The organism is Pseudomonas sp. F9001, assembly GCF_013385435.1.
GTDB lineage: Bacteria > Pseudomonadota > Gammaproteobacteria > Pseudomonadales > Pseudomonadaceae > Aquipseudomonas.
In genome coordinates this window covers 1-22,219 of record NZ_JACAPX010000021.1, presented here as the reverse complement: position 1 = coordinate 22,219, position 22,219 = coordinate 1, and the positions used below count along the sequence as shown (strand labels likewise).

General features: G+C 61.8%; 23 protein-coding genes and 1 pseudogene. 10 read left to right on the top strand and 14 right to left on the bottom strand.

Features of this window, described 5'->3' with window-relative positions; translation table 11 throughout:
• The first annotated feature begins 15 nt into the window (after positions 1 to 15).
• From HX818_RS20410 to HX818_RS20400, 3 genes are read left to right on the top strand one after another with little or no spacing between them, the layout of a single operon-like run.
• Positions 16 to 1,119, top strand: coding sequence for a PepSY domain-containing protein (locus HX818_RS20410; protein WP_003209218.1), 1,104 nt, complete (start codon positions 16 to 18; stop codon positions 1,117 to 1,119).
• Positions 1,116 to 1,292, top strand: a complete 177-nt coding sequence (locus HX818_RS20405; RefSeq protein WP_003209216.1) for a hypothetical protein — start codon at positions 1,116 to 1,118, stop codon at positions 1,290 to 1,292. Before HX818_RS20410 ends, HX818_RS20405 begins: the two co-directional genes overlap by 4 nt.
• Positions 1,293 to 1,327: 35 nt before the next feature.
• Positions 1,328 to 1,957, top strand: coding sequence for a glutathione S-transferase (locus tag HX818_RS20400; RefSeq protein WP_003209214.1), 630 nt, complete (start codon positions 1,328 to 1,330; stop codon positions 1,955 to 1,957).
• Positions 1,958 to 2,158: 201 nt separating this feature from the next.
• Here the strand turns inward: HX818_RS20400 and creD are convergent, their stop codons facing one another.
• Genes creD through HX818_RS20380 form a run of 4 tightly spaced genes read right to left on the bottom strand, consistent with a single transcriptional unit; the run spans position 2,159 to position 6,178 of the window.
• Positions 2,159 to 3,508: a cell envelope integrity protein CreD gene (creD, locus tag HX818_RS20395; RefSeq protein ID WP_177020645.1), complete on the bottom strand. Its 1,350-nt coding sequence runs from the start codon at positions 3,506 to 3,508 to the stop codon at positions 2,159 to 2,161.
• Positions 3,509 to 3,560: 52 nt separating this feature from the next.
• The gene (creC, locus tag HX818_RS20390; protein ID WP_102370057.1) at positions 3,561 to 5,000 is read right to left on the bottom strand and encodes a two-component system sensor histidine kinase CreC; all 1,440 of its coding nucleotides are present in this window, start codon (positions 4,998 to 5,000) and stop codon (positions 3,561 to 3,563) included.
• Entirely contained in the window at positions 5,000 to 5,668 is a 669-nt protein-coding gene (gene creB, locus HX818_RS20385) for a two-component system response regulator CreB (protein ID WP_177020644.1), read from the bottom strand. The genes creC and creB overlap by 1 nt, the downstream gene beginning before the upstream one ends.
• 9 nt (positions 5,669 to 5,677) lie before the next feature.
• Positions 5,678 to 6,178, bottom strand: a complete 501-nt coding sequence (locus HX818_RS20380) for an ATP-dependent zinc protease (protein WP_003209205.1) — start codon at positions 6,176 to 6,178, stop codon at positions 5,678 to 5,680.
• Between the two features lie 173 nt (positions 6,179 to 6,351).
• Here HX818_RS20380 and HX818_RS20375 point away from each other — a divergent pair, with 173 nt between their 5' ends.
• A complete protein-coding gene (locus HX818_RS20375; protein WP_003209204.1) occupies positions 6,352 to 7,239 on the top strand; it encodes an acyltransferase in 888 nt (295 codons plus the stop codon).
• Here the strand turns inward: HX818_RS20375 and HX818_RS20370 are convergent.
• Entirely contained in the window at positions 7,236 to 7,805 is a 570-nt protein-coding gene (locus HX818_RS20370) for a DUF2780 domain-containing protein (protein WP_003209203.1), read from the bottom strand. The genes HX818_RS20375 and HX818_RS20370 overlap by 4 nt on opposite strands.
• A gap of 153 nt (positions 7,806 to 7,958) precedes the next feature.
• Here HX818_RS20370 and HX818_RS20365 point away from each other — a divergent pair, with 153 nt between their 5' ends.
• The 3 genes from HX818_RS20365 (at position 7,959) to HX818_RS20355 (ending at position 9,811) form a co-directional block, all read left to right on the top strand.
• On the top strand, positions 7,959 to 8,594 hold the full coding sequence (locus HX818_RS20365; RefSeq protein ID WP_177008825.1) for a sigma-70 family RNA polymerase sigma factor: 636 nt from the start codon (positions 7,959 to 7,961) through the stop codon (positions 8,592 to 8,594).
• Entirely contained in the window at positions 8,591 to 9,268 is a 678-nt protein-coding gene (locus HX818_RS20360; RefSeq protein ID WP_008434341.1) for an anti-sigma factor domain-containing protein, read from the top strand. Before HX818_RS20365 ends, HX818_RS20360 begins: the two co-directional genes overlap by 4 nt.
• A gap of 84 nt (positions 9,269 to 9,352) precedes the next feature.
• Positions 9,353 to 9,811, top strand: a complete 459-nt coding sequence (locus HX818_RS20355; protein ID WP_003209196.1) for an anti-sigma factor domain-containing protein — start codon at positions 9,353 to 9,355, stop codon at positions 9,809 to 9,811.
• A 65-nt stretch (positions 9,812 to 9,876) separates the two neighbouring features.
• Here the strand turns inward: HX818_RS20355 and fdhA are convergent, their stop codons facing one another.
• The 9 genes and pseudogenes from fdhA to HX818_RS20315 form a co-directional block, all read right to left on the bottom strand.
• Positions 9,877 to 11,076 carry a formaldehyde dehydrogenase, glutathione-independent gene (gene fdhA, locus HX818_RS20350; RefSeq protein ID WP_003209194.1) on the bottom strand — a complete coding sequence of 400 codons (1,200 nt, stop codon included), beginning with the start codon at positions 11,074 to 11,076 and terminating at the stop codon, positions 9,877 to 9,879.
• Between the two features lie 194 nt (positions 11,077 to 11,270).
• Complete coding sequence (gene purU, locus HX818_RS20345; protein WP_003209192.1) at positions 11,271 to 12,128, bottom strand: formyltetrahydrofolate deformylase; 858 nt, start codon at positions 12,126 to 12,128, stop codon at positions 11,271 to 11,273.
• 120 nt (positions 12,129 to 12,248) lie between these two features.
• A complete protein-coding gene (locus tag HX818_RS20340) occupies positions 12,249 to 12,881 on the bottom strand; it encodes a sarcosine oxidase subunit gamma (RefSeq protein WP_008434339.1) in 633 nt (210 codons plus the stop codon).
• 132 nt (positions 12,882 to 13,013) lie between these two features.
• Positions 13,014 to 16,031, bottom strand: coding sequence for a sarcosine oxidase subunit alpha (locus HX818_RS20335; RefSeq protein ID WP_177020643.1), 3,018 nt, complete (start codon positions 16,029 to 16,031; stop codon positions 13,014 to 13,016).
• Complete coding sequence (locus HX818_RS20330) at positions 16,028 to 16,330, bottom strand: sarcosine oxidase subunit delta (protein ID WP_003209187.1); 303 nt, start codon at positions 16,328 to 16,330, stop codon at positions 16,028 to 16,030. The genes HX818_RS20335 and HX818_RS20330 overlap by 4 nt, the downstream gene beginning before the upstream one ends.
• Before the next feature lie 15 nt (positions 16,331 to 16,345).
• Positions 16,346 to 17,596 carry a sarcosine oxidase subunit beta gene (locus tag HX818_RS20325; protein WP_003209185.1) on the bottom strand — a complete coding sequence of 417 codons (1,251 nt, stop codon included), beginning with the start codon at positions 17,594 to 17,596 and terminating at the stop codon, positions 16,346 to 16,348.
• A gap of 22 nt (positions 17,597 to 17,618) precedes the next feature.
• Entirely contained in the window at positions 17,619 to 18,872 is a 1,254-nt protein-coding gene (gene glyA, locus HX818_RS20320) for a serine hydroxymethyltransferase (protein WP_087694757.1), read from the bottom strand.
• A gap of 154 nt (positions 18,873 to 19,026) precedes the next feature.
• A pseudogene (locus HX818_RS31275) lies at positions 19,027 to 19,113 on the bottom strand (outer membrane lipoprotein carrier protein LolA); the annotation flags it as partial.
• An 18-nt stretch (positions 19,114 to 19,131) separates the two neighbouring features.
• Complete coding sequence (locus HX818_RS20315) at positions 19,132 to 19,860, bottom strand: TraX family protein (protein ID WP_177020642.1); 729 nt, start codon at positions 19,858 to 19,860, stop codon at positions 19,132 to 19,134.
• A gap of 90 nt (positions 19,861 to 19,950) precedes the next feature.
• Here HX818_RS20315 and HX818_RS20310 point away from each other — a divergent pair, with 90 nt between their 5' ends.
• The 3 genes from HX818_RS20310 (at position 19,951) to HX818_RS20300 (ending at position 21,996) form a co-directional block, all read left to right on the top strand.
• Complete coding sequence (locus tag HX818_RS20310) at positions 19,951 to 20,991, top strand: low specificity L-threonine aldolase (protein ID WP_010167499.1); 1,041 nt, start codon at positions 19,951 to 19,953, stop codon at positions 20,989 to 20,991.
• Between the two features lie 182 nt (positions 20,992 to 21,173).
• The gene (locus HX818_RS20305) at positions 21,174 to 21,374 is read left to right on the top strand and encodes a hypothetical protein (protein ID WP_003209176.1); all 201 of its coding nucleotides are present in this window, start codon (positions 21,174 to 21,176) and stop codon (positions 21,372 to 21,374) included.
• 88 nt (positions 21,375 to 21,462) lie between these two features.
• Positions 21,463 to 21,996: a transposase gene (locus HX818_RS20300; protein WP_177020641.1), complete on the top strand. Its 534-nt coding sequence runs from the start codon at positions 21,463 to 21,465 to the stop codon at positions 21,994 to 21,996.
• Positions 21,997 to 22,219: the final 223 nt, after the last annotated feature.

Genomic DNA, 22,219 nt, shown 5'->3' with positions numbered 1-22,219 from the left:
TCTGAAGGCTAGAAAATGAAAAGCAAAACCATCCGCCGCTGGTCCTTCATCCACACCTGGACCAGCCTCGTCTGCACCGTATTCCTGCTGCTGCTCGCCCTCACCGGCCTGCCGTTGATCTTTCACCACGAGATCGACCACCTGCTGGGCAACGAACCCGAGCTGGCACAGATGCCCGCCGATACCCCACAGCTGAACCTCGAACAACTGGTGGCCAAGGCCCAGGCCCATCGCCCCGGCGAAGCCATGCAATACCTGGCCTGGGACGAAGACGACAAGAACGGCGTGATCGCGATCATGGCCGCCACCGCCGGCACCGAACCCAATTCCTCCCACACCTTCATGCTCGACGCCCGCACCGGCGAGGCCGTGGAAACGCCTTCGGCCAACGGCGGGCTGACGATGTTCCTGCTGCGCCTGCACGTCGATATGTTCGCCGGGCTGCCGGGCAAGTTGCTACTGGCGTTCATGGGCATTCTGTTTGTGCTGGCGATCATCTCCGGCACGGTGTTGTACCTGCCGTTCATGCGCCGGCTGAAATTCGCCACCGTGCGCCAGGACAAATCCACGCGCCTGCGCTGGCTCGACCTGCACAACCTGATCGGCGTGGTCACCCTGACCTGGGCGCTGGTAGTGGGCGTGACCGGCGTGATCAGCGCCTGCGCCGACCTGATCATCGCCGCGTGGCGCACCGACAGCCTCAGCGCAATGATCGAGCCTTACAAAAACGCCCCGCCGCTGACCCTGCGCGCCCCCGCCACCGACCTGCTGACGATTGCCGCCAAGGCCGCGCCCGGGATGGAGCCGGACTTTATCGCGTTCCCCGGCACGCGTTTCTCCAGCGAGCATCACTACGCGGTGTTCATGAAAGGCAGCACCCACCTGACTTCACACCTGCTGACGCCGGTATTGATCGACGCCAGCAACCTGCACGTCACCGCCATCGCCGAACGGCCGTGGTACATGGACGCCATGGGCATGTCCCAGCCGCTGCACTTCGGTGACTACGGCGGCATGCCGATGAAGATCCTGTGGGCGGTGCTGGATGTGCTGACCATCATCGTCCTGGGCAGTGGCGTGTACCTGTGGCTGGTGCGGCGCAAGGCGGCCAAGTCATGAAGCCGAGGCAATCGAGTTTCTGGAAGGTATTCGGCATTCCGCTGGCCATCGGGTTGTTGAGTGCTGCCGGATTGTTTGCGGCATTGCTGGGGGACGGCTTGTGGGATTCGCTGAGCTGGGTGGGGCTGGGCATTCCGGCCGCCATAGGTAGCTGGGCGTTGCTCAAGCGTTGAGATAGATTAGCGCTGCCCTTTTCCGAGGAATGCCCATGTCCACCCCCAGCATGACGTTGTTCCACAACCCTGCCTCGCCGTTTGTGCGCAAAGTACGGGTGTTGTTGCACGAGACCGGTCAACTGGACCGCGTGACCTTGCACGCCTGCGTGCCGACGCCGGTCAAGCCCGACGCCGATGTAATCCTGGACAACGCGCTGGGCAAGATCCCCGCCCTGCGCCTGGCCGACGGCAATGCGCTGCACGACAGCCGGGTGATCCTCGATTACCTCGACTACCAACACACCGGGACTCCACTGATCCCCCGGAACGGCCCGGCCCGCTGGCGGCGCCTGACCCTGGCCTCGACCGCCGACGGCATCATGGATGCCGCCGTACTGGTGCGTTATGAAACCGCCATGCGCCCCGAGGAAAAACATTGGGACCTGTGGCTGGAAGGCCAGCGCGACAAGATCCGCCGCGCCCTCGACATGCTCGAACAGGACGCCATCGCCGAACTGGCCGGGCCGTTTGACGTGGCCGCGATCAGCGTGGCGTGTGCACTGGCTTACCTGGACTTCCGCCACCCGGACATGCAGTGGCGGTCGAGCCATCCGAAGCTGGCGGCGTGGTATGCCGAGGTGAGTCAGCGGCCGTCGATGCTCCAGACCCAGCCACCGGCCTAACCTGCTGCAAGGGTTCTCTTGTGGTGAGGGAGCTTGCTCCCGCTGGGCTGCGCAGCGGCCCCAAAAATCCTGGGAGCGCTTCGCACTCCAGCGGGAGCAAGCTCCCTCGCCACAAAAAGCTCCCGGGCCAAAGGGAACAGCGCGTTGATCCTCACCACTAACTGCGCGCCCTCTTGCTGATCTTCCCGCAACCCCAACGACCTACTCATCACCCATCTCCTTGCGTTTGCCCACGCCATACCAATCCAGCTTGCGGGTCAGCACCATCACCGTGCCCAGCAACCCGAACAGCAGCAACGAACCCATCAACAACGCGTAATCCTCGGCACTCAGCAACCCGTACAGCAAGCCATACAACGCCGCCAACCCTGCTGAAAACCCCAGGCCATGGGCGACACTGCGCAGCACATGGCAGACGTAAAACCCGATCAGAAACACACAGGCCGCCGCCGATATCAGGTAAGCCGGGCCAAACCCGATGTGCTCGGACAACGACAACAGCAGCAGGTAGAAAAACGCCAGGGCAAACCCCACCAGCGCGTACTGGATCGGGTGCACCGCCAGGCTCTTGAGCACCTCGAACAGAAAGAAACCGGCAAAGGTCAGGGCGATAAACAGCAGCGCATATTTGATCGCCCGATCGCTCTTGAGGTACTGGTCCACCGGGTCGATAAAGCTCACGCCGAAGCTGCGGCTGTTGAAGTCGTCACAGCCGCGCTCGGCCAGGCAACCGCGCAGCGCTTCTTCCAGGTTGGTGGAGAAGAATGTGGTCTGCCAATTGGCGCTGAAGCCTTGGGCGGTGACCTCGCGCTGGGTCGGCAGGAAGTTGCCGATAAAGCTGGGGTGCGACCAGTTGGACGCGAGCTTGACCTGGCTGGTCTTGCCCACCGGCACCACTTGCAGTTGCTCGGTGCCTTGCAGGCGCAGGTCAAAGGCGAAGTCAAAAGGTGACGGACTCTGGCTGTCCTGCTCGGGCAGCATCACGTGCACACCCTCCCCCAGCCAAGCCACTTGAGTACCCGGGGAAAACGCCAGTTGCTGGCTGCCCAGCTCCAGCTTCAACGCATTTTCGATACCGCGAATGTCGCTGATACCCACTGCCAGATACGCCGGGTCAAAGCGGTAATCGGCAAAATTTTCCGTGATGCCCCACTGCTCCGGCAACACAAACCGCCCACTGATACGGCTGTCGGCGTGGAACAGCCGCGCCTGGTAAATGCCCCGGGCCCGCACTTCGGTTTGCACCTGCCCGTCGAGGGCAAATTGCTCCGGCAGGAAATACAGATGACCACGCACCTCGCGGGTTTCTTCGTAGCGTTCGTTGAGCTTTTCATTGAGCTTCCACTCCCGGACGGTCTTGCGATAAGGCACCACCAGCACCGGGCCATTGAGGCGCTGGCTGTAGCTGGAACTGCGGGCGATATCCTGCAAGACGTCGTCGCGCAGTTGCTGACGGTCGGTAATCACCCCGTGGATCATCAGCAACGGAATCAACAACAGCACGATCAGCAGCGCGATGGCGCCCAATTTGAAAAGCAGATTGCGGTTCATGAAGCTCTCCCTGTTTTGATGGGGGAGAGTCTGGCGGGCGCTTAAGGGGGATTTATGAAGGGAATGTGGAGACTGTGTGGAGATGCAGTTTTACCTGCACGCCGCCGGGCACGTTGCCGATCTGCAATGAGCCGCCGTGCAGCTTCATCACCTCTTCGACAAAATTCAGCCCAAGGCCGGTGCTCTTGCGCCCGCTGGCCGGGCGCGGCAGGGAATAGAAGCGCTCGCTGAGGCGCGGCAACGCGTACTCGGGAATGGCGTCGGCCTGGTTGAACAGGGTGAATTCGATCCCGTCATCCAAGGCCTTGGCGCTGAACCGCAACGTGCCACCGGGCGGTGTGAAATCCAGCGCGTTTTCCAGCAGGTTACCCAGTGCCTGGCGCAGCAGGAACGGCTCGCCGTACACCTGCAGATCCGCGGCAATCGCCTGCTCGACCTGCAACCCGGCGCCTTCAATGCGCGCACATTGAGCCCTGAGCACTTCGTCCACCAGCGCCGCCAACGACAGGCTGGCCTGGTCCTCAAGGCCCTGGCGCTGCTCCACCTGCGCCAGGTTCAGCAGGCGTTCGATCAACTGCTGCAAGCGCGCACTTTCGCTGTCGATATTGCTCACGAAACGCTGCTGCTGGTCACGGGACATGTCGCCCTGCAACAGCTCCGCCGCACCACGAATCGCCGCCAGCGGGCTTTTCAATTCGTGGGTCAGGGTGTGCACATAACGTTCGACGTACGCCTTGCCTTCCAGCTGGGTGCGCATGTGTTCCACGGCGGTGGACAACTGCTCCAGTTCACCGCCGCGATAGTGCGGCAACTCGGCACGCCGGCCTTCACTCACCGCCTGGGCATACGCCGTCAGCCGGCGCAGTGCGACACTCAACCACCACGACAACAGCGCACCAAACAGCAAGCCCAGGGCGACCAGCCCGGCGCCGTACCACAGCAGCCGGTCTTCGGTGCGGTCCACATAGGGTTGCAGTGAACTGTTGGGCTTGGCCACAGTGACCACGCCGATGATCTGCCCGCTATCGCGGATCGGCGCGCCGACGTGCATCACCGACGAGGCCGGGTCGTCCAGTTCGCTGCGGGTCGAGCGCGCACCGTATTCGCCGCGCAGGGTCAGGTACACATCGTTCCACTTCGAATAGTCCTCGCCCACCGCCTCGCCGCTGGAGTCCAGCAACACGATGCCCTTGGCGTCGGTGACGTAGATGCGGTGGTTGACCTGGTTTTTCGGCAGGCCCCAGATATTCGCGCCGGGCTGACGCTCACCGTAGGCCTTGAGCAGTTCGGGCCAGTGGCTCTGGCCGAGGGTGCCGTTCTTCACATCGTCGCGCAGGATTTCCGCCAGCAGGTTGGCGGTGTCCACCAGGGTTTCTTCGGTGGACTGGCGCACGCCGGGGCGGATTTCCTTCATCACGGTGCTGAGTACGAAGTAGCCGGTCAGGCCGATAAACAATGCGTACACCAGGAAGAACCGGATCCCCAGGCGCATCAGCTGTTGCCCGGGCTGTAGCTGTAGCCAAGGCCGCGATGGGTCTGGATGGGCTCCGCCTCGGGCGCCACCGCGCGCAATTTGCTGCGCACGCTTTTGATGTGGCTGTCGATATTGCGCTCGTAGCCTGCGTCCGCCGCCACGCCCACCGCATCCAGCAGTTGCTCGCGGCTGAACACGCGCTCGGGTTGCTCCAACAGGCTGTGCAACAGACGGAATTCATGGCGAGTGAGGCTCAGGGGCTGGCCGCGATAACTGATCTGCATGCGCTCCAGGTCCACCTGGAACACCGCCGGAGCAGCACCGGGGCCCACGCGCTTGAGAATGGCCCGTACCCGCGCTGCCACTTCCCGCGGGCTGAACGGCTTGACTACATAGTCGTCAGCGCCGATCTCAAGACCCACCACGCGGTCGATCTCACCGTCCCGGGCGCTGAGGAACATCACCGGTACTTCGCTGAAACGCCGCAGTTGTTTGCAGGTTTCAAAGCCGGTGATATCCGGCAGGCCGATGTCGAGGATGATCAGGTCCGCCGGGGTTTGCCGCTGATGGGCCAACGCCGCCTGGCCGAGGCTCAGCCAGGTGGTGGTGAAGCCCTCGCCTTGCAGGGCGAAAATCAGCGTGTCGGCGATAGCCGCTTCGTCTTCGACAATCAGGATATGCGCCATGGTGTTCCGTCAGCAGTCCGGTTTGTCCGCAGTGTAACGGCGAGCCGGGTTTACCGCAGCGCCGAATTCACGCAGGGCCTTGGCGCCGATCAGCAGCGGGTAGTTGAAGCTGCTGCGGTCGGTGAGGTTGACCTCGACGGTGCGCTTGACGTTGCCCAGGCACATTTCCAGGTCGATCACCGGGCGCTTGGCCACGGTGGCTTCGTCCTTGTCGTCATCTTCGTCGGCGCGGCTCTTGATTTTGCTGATGCGCGACACCTTGTGCTCGTACACCTTGTTGGTGGCGTCCTTGCCGCCGAGGCGGAAGCGTACCCAGTCGTCGCCATCACGGGTGAAGGTCTCGATGTCCCGGGCCGACAGCGAGGCGGTCAGCGCGCCGGTGTCCATCTTGGCCTTGAAGGTCTCACCGATTTCCGGCAGTTGGATGTATTCGTAGCGACCGTAAAGGGTCGGCTCGGCGGCCATGACAGGCAAGGCCACCAGCGTTAGCAGGGCAAGGATGGATTTCACGTAGGAGGTTTCCTTGAAATAAGTGGGCCAATTCTAGACTGCAAATTCGCTGCTTAGTTAGATCACAGAGCATACCCAGCCCGCTGTGAAACATTCGTAAGCTTATTTGCGATTTGGTCTCCAGGCCCAAGCTGCTTATCATGGCGGGCCAAAAATGATTCCAAGAGTTACTTATGCGCCGCCTGCTCACCGGCTGTTTCGTCACATTGCTGCTGTTGCTCAACACCCTGGTGCTGTTCGGGCCGCTGATGGTGTTTGCCCTGCTCAAGCTGGTGGCCCCCGGTCGCTTTCGTGACTATGCCTCCTGGGCCGTCATGTGGATCGCCGAAACCTGGGCCGAGATCGACAAGCTGATCTTCGCCCTGTGCATCCCTACCCAATGGGACATTCGCGGCGGCGGCGACCTGCGGGGTGACACTTCTTACCTGGTGATCAGCAACCATCAATCCTGGGTCGACATCCCCGCACTGATCCAGGCCCTCAACCGGCGCACGCCGTTCTTCAAGTTCTTCCTGAAAAAGGAACTGATCTGGGTACCCTTCCTGGGCCTGGCCTGGTGGGCACTCGATTACCCGTTCATGAAGCGCTACAGCAAGGCATTCCTGGCCAAGCACCCGGAACTGGCAGGCCAGGACCTGAAAATCACCAAAGAGGCCTGCGAGTTGTTCAAGCGCCAGCCGGTCACCGTGGTGAATTACCTGGAAGGCACGCGGTTCACCCCGGCCAAGCGCAAACAGCAGGCTTCACCCTTCGAGCGCCTGCTCAAGCCCAAGGCGGGTGGCGTGGCGTTCGTGCTCGCGGCGTTGGGCGAACAGCTGGATGCGGTGCTCGACGTCACCGTGGTTTATCCACAGGAAAACATTCCGGGCTTCTGGGACTTGATCAGTGGTGCGGTGCCGAAGGTGATCGTGGATATCCGTACCCGAGAGCTGGATCCGGCGTTGTGGCAGGGGGATTACGAGAACGATCCGGCGTTTCGCCAGACCGTCCAGAACTGGGTCAACCAGCTCTGGATGGAGAAGGATGCGCGCATCGCCCAACTGCGCGCGGAGCGGCCTTAGCCGCCAGTGCCCCAGGCCGAAGCCAGTTTGCCCAGCACCGATTCGCTGGCGCCCTGGCCGCCCAGGTATTTCAGGATAACCGGCGCAAACTGGCCCACCATCCCGCTGTCCATGCCCAGCGCGCTGAACGCAGTGTTCAGGTCGTTGGTGTTTTTCACGTTACCCAACACGCCATCCAGGCCCGAGGTCTTGCTGCCGCCGCTCTGGCCGAGCATGCCGCTCAGGGCGCCGAGGCTGCCCAGGGAGTTGCTGCCGGAGAGCTTGTCCAGGCCCGGTACGCTTTTGGTCAGTTGCGAGTAATCACCGCCGCCCAATTTATTCTTGGCCAGGCCCAGCATTGCGCCGGTACCACCAACGGCCTGCTCAGGGGTCACGTTCAATTGCGAGGTCAGTGCCTGCAGCAGACCAGCGGTCTGTGAAGTGGGTGCAGCCGCTGCTGCCTTGTCGCCACCTTGTGCACCGGACACGGCATTGGCCACGTCGCCGAGGCTGAAACCTGCCGCAAATACCGGGCTGGCCGCCACGGTCAACAGGCAGGACAGGGCAAAACCGCGTGAAATCTTCATCAAGACAACCTCTGAAAGTAAGCGCAAAAAGCAGGAGTTTGACTGGGTACGCCGAAGGATTGTTCCCTCCCTGCAGATTAGTTCAGAAAACCACTGCATCCGATGCGCCTTGCGCTGCGTATATCCACCACGAGCCGCACGGAGGTAGATGGAATGAATGCCCAAGCTGGACTAACCTCAGCCTGCCCTCTTTACCGTGCGCCGTCCCATCGCCCTGTTGCAAGCGCCTGGAGAAGCCCTATTTCGACCCACGATGCAGATCAGCTACGGCAATTGCTGGCCCAGTGTTCACTGGGTAATCGCCAGGCGTTCGAAACGCTCTATCGCAGCGTTTCCCCGCGTTTGCATGGTGTTGCCTTGCGTTTCATGGGTCGCAAGGAGCTGGCCGAGGAGGTGTTGCAGGAAAGCTTCGTGCGCATCTGGTACAACGCCTCACGCTATGAGGCCCATCTGTCGGCGCCCATGACCTGGATGGTCAATATCACCCGCAACCTGGCGATCGACCAGTTGCGCAAACACCGCGAACAACCCTTGAACGAAGGCCAGGAGGACGCCACGGCCGACGAAAGCCCCAGCGCCCATGAACAGCTCGACAGCGAGCGTGAAGCCCTCGCCCTGAACCGCTGCCTCGACAGCCTCGAAGGCATGCAGCGTCAATCGATCACCGTGGCTTACTTCCAGGGCTTGTCGTGCTCGGAATTGGCCGAACATCTGGCCGCGCCCCTGGGCTCGGTCAAATCCTGGATTCGCCGCGGCATGGAGCGCTTGCGCAGGTGCCTTGAATCATGAACTACCAGACCACCGCCCTGCGCCGCGCCCTGGCGGCTGACTACGCCATCGGGCTGATGCCTGCCACCGCCCGCCGGCGCTTTGAAGCGCTGCTGCGGGATGACGCGGCGCTGCGCGTCGAACTCGGGCACTGGCAGGATGCCCTCGCCAGCCTCACCGGGCCGCTGCCTGAACGGCCGGTGCCGGACCACGTATGGGAAGGGATCAAGGCGCGCATTGAGCCGCAAGTGCTGCATATGCCGGCGAAGAAACCGTTCTGGATGAACCTGCGCTTGCTGGTAGCGGCGTGCGGGGTGGTGATCGCGGTGTTGGTGGGCGTGTTGTACCAGCGCGACCTTGGGGTGGAGTACAACGCCACGCTGGTGGCGGCCAATCAACAGCCCGCGCTGAAGATCCAGGCCTATGCGGATCATCTGCAAGTGGAACCGCTGACCCTGGCGGCTGTGGAGCCGGCCCGCGCGTTGGAACTGTGGGCAATCCCGGCGGGCGGCAAACCCATCTCCCTGGGGTTGTTGCCGGTGTCGGGTAACGGCCGAATCCAGTTGAGCAAAGAACACCAGGCGCTGCTGACGGCGCCGCTGACCCTGGCAGTGAGCCTTGAGCCTCAGGGGGGCTCGCCGACCGGACAACCCACCGGGCCGGTGCTGTATCAGGGCCAATTGGCATCACTCTGATCCGAGGCTCAATACGACGGATGAGGAACCGATCGCCGTTAACCGGGTCCATGAAAGACTACAAAACATGTCAGGAAGAGCCTAATGACTGCGATCAACCCCCAAGTGATTGAGCACAAGCCTTCATTCTGGAACCGCCCACGCCTGTTCGTCGGCGCCTGTTTGGTGATAGTGGCAGGCGTCGGCGGCGCCCTCTACACCCAGGACAGCGTCAAGGCTGCCGCATTGCTGGTGAACACCACCCAGCAACCGGCCACGCAAATCGTGGCCCACAAGGATTACCTCGAAGTGCAGCCGATTGCCGCCACCGCACCGGCTCCGGATCAAAGCCTGGAACTGTGGGCCGTCCCGGCTGACGGCACGCCAGTGTCGCTGGGCCTGCTGCCGGAAGACGGCAAAGGCATTATCGGCATCAACCCTCGCCAGCAGGAGTCAATCAGTAAACCGGTGACACTGATGGTCAGTTCGGAAACCAAGGGCGGCTCGGTGAGCAAGCAGCCGACGGGGCCAACGGTGTATCAGGGGGCTTTGGCGATTCGCTGATTCTCCCACCCAACCGCAGATGCAAAAAAGGCGACCCTGAGGTCGCCTTTTTATTTGCCCGCGATTTAAGCCGCGCTGAACAACTTGTGCGGATCAATCACAAACTTCTTCGGCACGCCCGCATCGAACTCGCCGTACCCGCGTGGCGCGTCATCCAGGCTGATGACTTCCACACCGACGATGTCGGCAATGTTGATACGGTCCCACATGATCGCCTGCATCAACTGGCGGTTGTACTTCATCACTGGGGTTTGCCCGGTGTGGAAGCTGTGGGACTTGGCCCAGCCCAGGCCGAAACGAATGCTCAGGCTGCCCATTTTTGCAGCGGCATCCACGGCACCCGGGTCTTCTGTCACGTACAGGCCCGGAATACCGATTTTGCCAGCCACCCGCACCACGCCCATCAACGAGTTGAGCACGGTGGCCGGAGCCTCCGCCTTGGCCCCTTCATGACCATGGCCACGCGCTTCGAAACCCACGGCATCGACGGCGCAATCCACTTCCGGCTCGCCCAGCAACGCAGCGATCTGTTCGTGCAGCGGGGTGTCTTTCGACAGGTCGGCAATTTCAAAACCCTGGGCCTTGGCGTGGGCCAGGCGGATCGGGTTGACGTCACCGATGATCACCACCGCAGCGCCCAGCAGGCGAGCGGAGGCGGCAGCTGCCAGGCCCACGGGCCCGGCACCGGCGATGTAGACCGTGCTGCCCGGGCCAACGCCCGCAGTGACTGCACCGTGGTAGCCGGTGGGCAGGATGTCGGAGAGGCAAGTCAGGTCGCGGATTTTCTCCATGGCCTTGTCGCGGTCCGGCAGTTTCAACAGGTTGAAGTCGGCGTAAGGCACCAGCACGTATTCGGCCTGGCCGCCGGTCCAGTCGCCCATGTCGACATAGCCGTAGGCGCCACCGGCACGGGCCGGGTTGACGGTCAGGCACACGCCGGTGTGCTGCTCTTTGCAGGAACGGCAACGGCCGCATGCGACGTTGAACGGCACCGACACCAGGTCGCCGATCTTCAGGTTCTCGACGTCGCTGCCCTTCTCGATCACTTCGCCGGTGATTTCGTGGCCCAGGACCAGGCCGGTCTGGGCAGTGGTGCGGCCGCGCACCATGTGTTGGTCGGAGCCGCAGATGTTGGTGGAGACCACGCGCAGGATGACGCCGTGCTCAATCTTCCTGCCACGGGGGTCCTGCATTTTGGGATAGTCGATTTTCTGTACTTCGACCTTGCCGTTGCCGAGATACACGACACCACGATTACCAGACATGCTTTCACCTCGCTGTTGTTTTTATGGAACCGCGTTGCCCAGGCAGGCAGCGCGTTTAAGTGCTCGGGTACAGATGCTGTTTTTGCGTTGTTAGTAAGGGCCTCTTCGCGAGCAAGCCCGCTCCCACAGTTGACCGAGTCCTACCTTTGAAATGCGGTCGAATGTGGGAGCGGGCTTGCTCGCGAAGGTGTCCATCAGAGCACCACTGTCCGATTGGCGTTCAAGAACACCCGCCGCTCAATGTGATACCCCACGGCCCGGGCCAGGGTCAGGCCTTCGATATCCCGTCCCTTGGCAATCAAATCTTCCGGATAGTGACTGTGGTCCACCACCTCCACGCCCTGGGCGATGATCGGGCCTTCGTCCAAATCGTTATTGATGTAATGCGCAGTGGCGCCCACCAGTTTCACCCCCTTGTTGTAAGCCTGGTGATACGGCTTGGCGCCCTTGAAACCGGGCAGCAGGGAGTGGTGGATGTTGATGGCTTTACCGTCAAGCTTGCGGCACAGCTCCGGCGACAGCACTTGCATGTAGCGCGCAAGAATCACCAGCTCGGCGCCGGACTCTTCGATCACCTGCCACACCTGGCGCTCTTGCGACGGCTTGTCGTTGGGGTCCAGGGGAAAGTGGTAATACGGAATCTGGTGCCAGTCGGCCAGGGGCTTGAGGTCGGGGTGGTTGGAGACCACGGCGACCACGTCCATGGACAGTTGGCCGATGCGCTGGCGGTAGAGCAAATCGTTGAGGCAGTGATCGGCCTTGGAAACCATGATCACCACTTTCGGCCGGTAGTTCGGCGCGGTCAGTTCGAAGATCATGCCGAAGGCTTCGCCACGGGTGGCCAGGCCATCGCGGAAGGCTTGTTCGTCGAAACCATCGGGCTGGCGGAACTCCACGCGGATGAAGAACCGGCCCGAGAGCCGGTCATCAAAGGAGTGGTGCTCAGTGACGTAGCAGCCCTGCTCGAACAGGTAGCGAGTGACCGCGTCCACCGTGCCGAGCACGCTGGGGCAGTCGGCGGTCAAAATCCATGTATCGGGTACGCGGCTCATTATTCGTGACTCCTTGATCGTTCCCACGCTCTGCGTGGGAACGCCGCAATGGACGCTCTGCGTCCGCTCTTGGGACGCGGAGCGTCCCGGGATGCATTCCCACGCGGAGCGTGGGAACGATCAGGCCTGGACGCTTAAACCATACTCAGCCGCCGCATCCTGCAACCACAGCCACCAGTAATCCGAGAAGCTGCGACGAATCACCAGCTCCCAGGTGTCTTCAGCAGTATGGCGAATCACCAATTGCGACTTGGCGAACACCGTGCCCACCGCCTTGCCCACCGGGAAGCTGTTGGGGTGCACGTCGTAGCTGGTGGATTTCATCAGCACATCACGCACGTTCGGGCCGCTGAGTTCGAGAATCTGCTGGCCGCCGCTGACGTTGACGACCTGGATATGCAAATCACCCAGCGCCTCACGCAAGCTTTGCTCGGCGGCGAATTCCTCACCGCCTGGCACTACCAGCAACCACTCATCCGGACCGAGCCATTGCAGGCTGGTCTCACCCTTGACGATGACTTGCAGGGCACCGGGCAATTCGATACCCAAGGCTTTGTGCACACCGGCGGCGAAGGCTGCGTCATGGCCATCGCCACGAATGGTCAGGTGGCCGAGGAGTTTCTTTTCACGCACGGTCACGCCGGCATTCTTGCGGCCCTTGCCTACCAGGCTGGCGAGGTCGGCATGGTGCAGCGACGACTCGGCCTTGGCTCCGGAGGTGGGGCGTTGCTGGTAAACATTGGCTGCTGTCATAAAGCACCTGTGTTGAATTTGATCGTTCCCACGCTCTGCGTGGGAATGCCGCCATGGACGCTCTGCGTCCGCTCTTGGGGCGCAGAGCGCCCCGGGATGCATTCCCACGCGGAGCGTGGGAACGATCAGGTGTCAGATGTTCTGCCGGTCGCCTTTAGGGTCGAAGAACACCGAAGAAACAATCTCCGCCTCGATCACGCTGCCATCCGCCAGCGGGGCAAACACCCGCTCGCCGATGCGCTTCAAGCCGCCCTTCACCACGCCCATGGCAAACGAATAACCGAGGGAGTTGTGGGCATAACTGGAGGTGACATGGCCGACCATCTTCATCGGGATCGTCTGCTTGGCGTCGAACACCAACTGCGCGCCTTCCGGCAGCCACACGTTCGGGTCGATCGGCTTGAGTCCGACAAGCTGCTTGCGGTCTTCACGCACGCAATCCTCGCGATTCATCCCGCGCCAGCCGAGCCACGAGAACGGTTTGGTGCGGCCTACACACCAGCCCATGTTCAGGTCGTCCGGGGTCATCGAGCCGTCGGTATCCTGGCCAACGATGATGAAACCCTTCTCGGCCCGCAGCACGTGCATGGTTTCGGTGCCGTACGGGGTCAGGTTGTACTGCTTGCCGGCCTCGACGATTTTCTCGAGCACGCCCATGGCGTAGTCGGCCTGCACGTTGACTTCGTACGACAGCTCACCGGTAAACGAAATCCGGAACACCCGCGCCGGCACGCCGCCAACCAGGCCTTCTTTCCAGGTCATGAACGGGAAGCCATCCTTGTCCAGGTCGATGTCGGTGACTTCGCTCAGCAGTTTGCGGCTGTTGGGGCCGGACAAGGTCATGGTTGCCCAGTGGTCGGTGACCGAGGTGAAGTACACCTTGAGGTCCGGCCATTCGGTCTGCTGGTAGATTTCCAGCCACTGGAGTACGCGTGCTGCGCCGCCGGTGGTGGTGGTCATCAGGAAGTGGTTGTCGGCGAGGCAGGCAGTCACGCCGTCGTCGAAGACCATGCCGTCTTCCTTGCACATCAGGCCGTAGCGAGCCTTGCCCACGTCGAGCTTGGTCCAGGCGTTGCTGTAGATGCGGTTGAGGAACTCGCGGGCATCCGGGCCCTGGATGTCGATCTTGCCGAGGGTGGACGCGTCCAGCAGGCCGACGCTGTCACGCACGGCCAGGCATTCGCGCTTCACTGCGGCGTGCAGGTCTTCACCGTTGCGCGGGAAATACCATGGGCGTTTCCACTGGCCGACGTCCTCAAACTCGGCGCCGTTTTTCACGTGCCAGGCTTGCAGCGCGGTGTAGCGCACCGGCTCGAAGATGTGCCCACAGTGCCGGCCTGCTACCGCGCCGAAGGTTACCGGCGTGTAGTTGGGACGGAACATGGTAGTGCCCATCTGCGGGATGGTCACATTCAGCGAACGGGCCGCGATGGCCAGGCCGTTGACGTTGCCGAGCTTGCCCTGGTCAGTGCCGAATCCCAGTGCGGTGTAGCGCTTGACGTGCTCCACCGACTCGAAACCCTCGCGGGTGGCGAGTTCGATGGCGGCCGCGGTGACGTCATTCTGCAGGTCGACAAATTGCTTCGGCGCCCGTGCGGTAGCTTTCTCGTGAGGTACCTGGAACAGCGCCAGGGTCGGTTCTTCCAGACGGCTCAAGGCTTTGGGCAGCGTACCTTCCACCGGCGCAAACCCGGCTTCGCTGGCAGCTCGCACGCCACCTTCAAAACCGTCGGCCAGGGAATCGCCGAGGCCGTAGACGCCATTGATGCCACCGACGCACACGCGTTTCTGCGGTGCTTCGCCCGGTACAAAACCGAGGATGTCTTCACGCCAGGTCGGCTTGCCGCCCAGGTGCGAGGCCAGGTGGACCACCGGGCTGTAGCCGCCGGAACTGGCGACCAGGTCGCAGTCCAGCCATTCGCCGGGGCTGGTGACTTTGTGGGCTTTCACATCAATGGCCGCAACGCGGGCGCCAGTGACGTGCTTGCTGCCACGGGCCTCGATCACGGCGCTGCCGGTGAGGATGCGAATGCCTTTGGCACGCGCCTCTTCAACCAGCGCGCCACGTGGGTTGTGGCGGGCATCGGCTACGGCGACAACGCTGAGGCCGGCGTCGAACCAGTCCAGCGCCACGCGGTAGGCGTGATCGTTGTTGGTGGACAGCACCAGCTTCTTGCCCGGTGCCACGCCGTAGCGACGCACGTAAGTGGAGACCGCTCCCGCCAGCATGTTGCCCGGTACGTCGTTGTTGCCGTACACCAGCGGACGCTCGCACGCACCAGTGGCCAACACCACGCGCTTGGCGCGAACCCGGTGGATACGCTGACGCACCTGGCCGATCGGCGCACGGTCACCGAGGTGGTCGGTGAGGCGTTCGTGAATGGTCAGGAAGTTATGGTCGTGGTAACCGTTGACGGTGGCGCGAGGCAGCAGCACCACGTCCGGCAGGGCCTTGAGTTCAGCAATCACACTGGCAACCCACTCGGCCGCAGGCTTGCCATCGAGGCTTTCGCGGGAGTCCAGCAAGGAGCCGCCGAATTCTTCCTGCTCGTCCGCGATGATCACCCGGGCGCCACTGCGGGCGGCGGCCAACGCAGCCGCCAGGCCGGCAGGGCCCGCGCCCACAATCAGCACGTCGCAATGACGGTTCATATAGTCGTAGGTGTCCGGATCGTTCTCGGTCGGCGAGCGGCCAAGACCGGCTGCCTTACGAATGTACTTCTCGTAAGTCATCCAGAACGATTGCGGGTACATGAAGGTTTTGTAGTAGAAACCCGGAGGCATCAGCTTGCCGCCGACCTTGCCGAGAATGCCCATCATGTCGTTGTTCACGCTCGGCCAGCCGTTGGTGCTGGTGGCGACCAAACCCTGGTACAGCGCCTGTTGCGTGGCGCGCACGTTGGGGATTTGCGTGGCTTCGGTGGCGCCGATCTGCAGCACCGCGTTCGGCTCTTCGGCACCGGCGGCGAAGATGCCGCGCGGGCGGGAATACTTGAAGCTGCGACCGATAATGTCGACGCCGTTGGCCAGCAATGCAGCGGCCAATGTGTCGCCCTCAAAGCCTTTGTAGCTCTGGCCGTTGAAGGTAAAGCTCAGGGCTTTGTTGCGGTCGATGCGGCCACCGTTGGACAGGCGATTGATCTGGCTCATACCTTCTCTCCAGAAGCCTTGGCGGTGAATTGCGGCTTGGTGCCAATCTTGTAGGTTTCAAGAATTTCGTAGGTCACGGTGTCGCGGGTCGCGTTGAAATACTGGCGGCAACCGGCGGCGTGAATCCACAGTTCGTGGTGCAGGCCGCGCGGGTTGTCGCGGAAGAACATGTAGTCGCCCCACTCCTCGTCGGTGCAGGTGTTCGGGTCCAGTGGGCGCGGGATGTGCGCTTGGCCGGAGGCGTGGAATTCCTCTTCGGAGCGCAGTTCGCCACAGTGAGGACAGAAGATATGCAACATAGGGAATTTCTCCTGTTAGTGGGCGACGGCCGCAGCGCCGTGTTCGTCGATCAGCGCACCGTTGTGGAAACGGTCGATGGAGAAAGGTGCAGCCAACGGGTGCATTTCACCCTTGGCGAGGCTGGCGGCAAATACGTTGCCTGAGCCGGGTGTGGCCTTGAAGCCACCAGTGCCCCAACCGCAGTTGAAGAACATGTTCGGGACCGGGGTCTTGGAGATGATCGGGCAGGCGTCCGGCGTGGTGTCGACGATGCCGCCCCACTGACGGTTCATGCGCACGCGGGACAGCACCGGGAACATCTCGACGATGGCCTGGATGGTGTGCTCGATCACCGGGTACGAGCCGCGCTGGCCATAGCCGTTGTAGCCGTCGATACCGGCGCCGATCACCAGGTCGCCCTTGTCGGACTGGCTGATGTAACCGTGCACGGCGTTGGACATGATCACGCTGTCGATGATCGGTTTGATCGGCTCCGACACCAGTGCTTGCAGCGGGTGGGATTCGATCGGCAGGCGGAAGCCCGCCAGGGATGCCATGTGGCCGGAGTTACCCGCCGTCACCACGCCGACGCGCTTGGCGCCGATGAAGCCTTTGTTGGTTTCCACGCCGATGCACACACCGTTTTCCTTGCGGAAACCGATCACTTCGGTCTGCTGGATCAGGTCCACGCCCAGTGCGTCAGCGGCGCGGGCAAAGCCCCAGGCCACGGCATCGTGACGGGCCACGCCGCCGCGACGTTGCACGGTGGCGCCCATGACCGGGTAGCGAGTGTTCTTGGAGCAGTCGAGGTACGGAATCTCATCGGCCACTTGTTTGGCGTTGAGCAGTTCGCCGTCCACACCGTTGAGGCGGTTGGCGCTGACGCGACGCTCGGAGTCACGGATATCCTGCAGGGTGTGGCACAGGTTGTAGACGCCACGCTGGGAGAACATCACGTTGTAGTTCAAATCCTGGGACAAACCTTCCCAGAGTTTCATCGCATGTTCGTACAGGTGCGCCGACTCGTCCCACAGGTAGTTGGACCGCACGATGGTGGTGTTTCGCGCGGTGTTACCGCCGCCCAGCCAGCCTTTCTCGACCACCGCCACGTTAGTGATGCCGTGCTCCTTGGCCAGGTAGTAAGCCGTCGCCAGACCATGCCCGCCGCCGCCGACGATGACCACGTCGTAGACCTTTTTCGGGGTGGGCGTGCGCCACATCTTCTGCCAGTTTTCGTGGTGGCTGAGTGAGTGCTTGAAGAGGCCGAAGCCCGAGTAGCGTTGCATAGTCATTACTCCAAAACCGCGCTCAGCGATAAACCGGGAAATCAGCGCACAGGGCGGCCACATGCTTGGCGACGTTGGCCTCCACATCGGCGTCGCCGAGGTTGTCGAGGATGTCGCAGATCCAGCCGGCCAACTCCAGGCATTGGGTCACTTTGAAGCCGCGTGTGGTCACCGCGGGCGTGCCGATACGCAGGCCCGAGGTCACGAAAGGCGACTGCGGGTCGTTGGGCACGGCGTTCTTGTTGACGGTGATGTGAGCGCGACCGAGGGCGGCATCCGCCTCTTTGCCGGTGAGGCCCTGACGGATCAGGCTGACCAGGAACAGGTGGTTATCGGTGCCGCCGGACACTACATCGTAGCCGCGTTTGATAAACACGCCGGCCATGGCCTGGGCGTTGTCGATCACTTGCTGTTGATAGGCCTTGAAACCTGGTTCCTGGGCTTCCTTGAAGCACACCGCCTTGCCGGCGATCACGTGCATCAGCGGGCCGCCCTGGGCGCCCGGGAATACCGCAGAGTTGAGTTTCTTTTCAATTTCTTCGTTGGACTTGGCCAGGATCAACCCGCCACGTGGACCGCGCAGGGTCTTGTGGGTGGTGGTGGTGACCACATCGGCGTAGGGCAGCGGGTTCGGGTACAGACCGGCGGCCACCAGGCCGGCGACGTGGGCCATGTCGACGAACAGCAGCGCACCGACCTTGTCGGCGATCTGGCGAAAGCGCGGGAAATCCAGGGTCTTGGAGTAGGCGGAAAAACCCGCCACGATCATCTTCGGCTTGTGCTCCACGGCCAGGCGCTCGACCTCGTCGTAGTCGATCAGCCCGGTGTTGGTGTCGATGCCGTATTGCACCGCGTTGTACAGCTTGCCCGAGGACGACACTTTGGCGCCGTGGGTCAGGTGGCCGCCGTGGGCCAGGCTCATGCCGAGGATGGTGTCGCCGGCGTTCAACAGCGCCAGGTACACCGCACTGTTGGCGGACGAACCGGAGTGCGGCTGCACGTTGGCATAGTCGGCGCCGAACAGCTGCTTGGCACGCTCGATGGCGAGCACTTCGACCTTGTCCACGTGCTCGCAGCCGCCGTAGTAACGCTTGCCCGGGTAACCTTCGGCGTACTTGTTGGTGAGGCCGCTGCCCTGGGCTTCCATGACACGCTTGCTGGTGTAGTTCTCTGACGCGATCAGCTCGATATGATCTTCCTGGCGCTGCTCCTCGGCATTCATGGCCGCCAGCAGTGCATCGTCATAACCCTGGATCTGGTCTTGCTTGCTGAACATCGCGTCTCTCCCAGCGGCGGCGGTGCGCCAATCGTATTGTTGGGGCCGCCGCACGACGGAGGGGCCCTTTGATGCGATGGTAGGGCTGGCGCAGAGAGGTCAAATGCCTATGGACGCCACGCAAAGGTGCGTTTACGACATGGCCCCCGGCATTTGTAGGAGCGAGCTTGCTCGCGAAAAACCTGAGGGCGCCGCGCGCATCCAGACAGCCCTCGTAATCGTTGACGTTTTTCGCGAGCAAGCTCGCTCCTACAAGGGGTTAGGCGATGATCTTTCGAATGAGTAGCAGCAGCAGGAAATGCGCCGGATAAAGCGCATACGCCCAGCGCCGCATGGCCGGTGGCGATACCTGCCCGGCATGTCGCAACAAGACCAATCCGGCCAGTGGCGCAATCAGGCATGTCGCCAATCCCAGCATCGCCACCAGCGTGCCGCTATTGAGCAGGATCTGCCATTGATTGGCAGCCAGGCACACCACACCCGGCAGCACGCTGAAATACCATGGCCGGCGAAACACCAGCAACATCGCCAGCGGCAGCAGTACGCCAAAGAAACCGAACATCAGCTGCGCCGAGAAAAACCCCGCCAAAACCAGCGCGATCAACGCCAATCCTCGATCAAGAAGCGTCTTCTGCTGCCATCCCCGGGCAACCAGCAAACCCAGCGCCAGGGTCGGCAGTACGTTCAGCGTGTCGGCGTCGTCGATGAACATCCGGTACGGCACCTCACTGATCACACTGAACAGCAGCAACCAGCCCAGATAGCGCCACTGCCCCGTCACCGGCGCGCCCTTGACCCGATGCAGATTCGCCGCGATCGCCAGGCAAAACCACGGGAACGCCAGGCGCCCCGGCACATACAGCCCGTCCAGGCTCAAACCGACATAACGCAGGTGGTCCAGCACCATACTCAGCAGCGCCAGCCACTTGAGCAGGTCCAGGGCGCCATCGCGGACGCGGCTTACAGGAACGCTTTCAGAACCGTGCATAATTCCCCAATGACTTTGCATTAACAGTGCGTGCGCCCGCCCGACAATCTTGGGTAAAGTGCGCACCAACATCGACCACAGGACTGGGCCATGACCGACAAGAGCCAACAATTCGCCAGCGACAACTATTCCGGCATCTGCCCGGAAGCCTGGGCCGCCATGGAACTCGCCAACCAGGGCCATCAACGCGCCTATGGCGATGATGAATGGACCCACCGCGCCGCCGACGGTTTCCGCAAACTGTTCGAAACCGACTGCGAAGTGTTCTTCGCCTTCAACGGTACCGCAGCCAACTCCCTGGCGCTGTCCTCCTTGTGCCAGAGCTACCATAGCGTGATCTGCTCGGAAACCGCCCACGTCGAAACCGACGAATGCGGCGCGCCGGAGTTTTTCTCCAACGGTTCCAAGCTGCTCACCGCCCGCACCGAAAACGGCAAGCTGACCCCGGAGTCGATCCGCGAGATCGCCCTCAAGCGCCAGGACATTCACTACCCGAAACCCCGCGTCGTGACCCTGACCCAGGCCACCGAAGTCGGCAGCGTCTACACCCCGGAAGAAATCCGCGCCATCAGCGTCACCTGCAAGGAACTGGGGTTGAACCTGCACATGGACGGCGCACGGTTCTCCAACGCCTGCGCATTCCTCGGCTGCTCGCCGGCCGACCTGACCTGGAAAGCCGGGGTCGACGTGCTGTGCTTTGGTGGCACCAAGAACGGCATGGCCGTGGGTGAAGCGATCCTGTTCTTCAACCACAAGCTGGCCGAAGACTTCGACTACCGCTGCAAGCAGGCCGGGCAGCTTGCCTCAAAGATGCGCTTCCTCTCCGCCCCGTGGGTGGGCCTGCTGGAAAACGACGCCTGGCTCAAACACGCCCGCCACGCCAACCACTGTGCACAATTGCTCAGCAGCCTGGTGGCGGATATCCCGGGTGTGGAGTTGATGTTCCCGGTCCAGGCCAACGGCGTATTCCTGCAACTGTCGGAACCGGCAATTGCCGCGCTGACGGCCAAGGGCTGGCGCTTCTACACCTTCATCGGCAAGGGTGGCGCGCGGTTCATGTGTGCGTGGGATACCGAGGAAGAGCGCGTAAGAGAATTAGCCGCCGATATTCGGGAAGTAATGAGCGCCTGAAGTAGGCATCAGCCCCTAAGATAATGGCGAAAGGCCGAGACTGTTTTTTGATATTTCTGACAGCAACCAACTTCGTTTTCATTGACTAGCCTCTTGGAACCCGGAAGGAAAAGGCCGCCTTTCGGGACTAACCGCCAGCCGAATAATCGGCCGGAAACGGAAATCCAGCAGAGGGCAATACCATGGAAGCGCAACGCTACGGAAACAACTTGCTAGGCGAAGGCACTATCAGCACCACCGTCATCGACTGGGACGAATTCAGAAAATCCGCGAAAATCGGTGACACCATCAGCGAACCGACGAGGACATTGCGGATCACTGACAAGGTCTATGAACTGACAGCATCCGGCCAGCACTTCGTCGTGCATATCTATGCCCAATAACCTCTAACTGATCGTTCCCACGCTCTGCGTGGGAACGCCTCCCCGGACGCTCCGCGTCCAGGCCACACCACGGTTCAAGGACGAATTGATGGGCAGAAGCCGCTACACCATTACCGAACCTGAAAAACCACACTTCCTGACATGCACTGTCATGGAATGGACATCGCTATTTACCCGCGACTACCTTGTCGGCCACCTATTGAGTTGCTGGCGATATCAACAAACCCACGAACATTTCAATCTCTACGGCTACGTCGTTCTCGAAAACCATCTGCACTTCGTCGCTCAAGCACCTGACCTGGGTAAATGTGTCAGCCAGTTCAAATCCTTCACCGCTCGAACCATCATTGACGACCTGCAGAAACGAGGAGCGGAGCGAGTGTTGCAGCGTTTGCGTTTCAGCAAACGGGCGCATAAAACGGACCGGATTTATCAGCTATGGCAAGAGGGGTCACACGCCGAGTTGGTGTACAGCGAAGCGGTGATGCGCCAAAAGCTTGATTACATTCACCACAACCCTGTGAAGCGTGGTTATGTGGACTTGGCCGAGCACTGGCGGTATTCCAGCGCCCGCAACTATGCAGGACAGGATGGCCTGATTGAAATTCAGCGCTGGGCCTGATCGTTCCCACGCTCTGCGTGGGAATGCAGCCCGTGACGCTCCGCGTCACACAGCGGGACGCGGAGCGTCCAAGGAGGCATTCCCACGCGGAGCGTGGGAACGATCGATTCCTGTGAAGCGGGGCTGTGTGGACTTGGCCGAGCACTGGCGGTATTCCAGCGCCCGCAACTATGCAGGACAGGATGGCCTGATTGAAATTCAGCGCTGGGCCTGATCGTTCCCA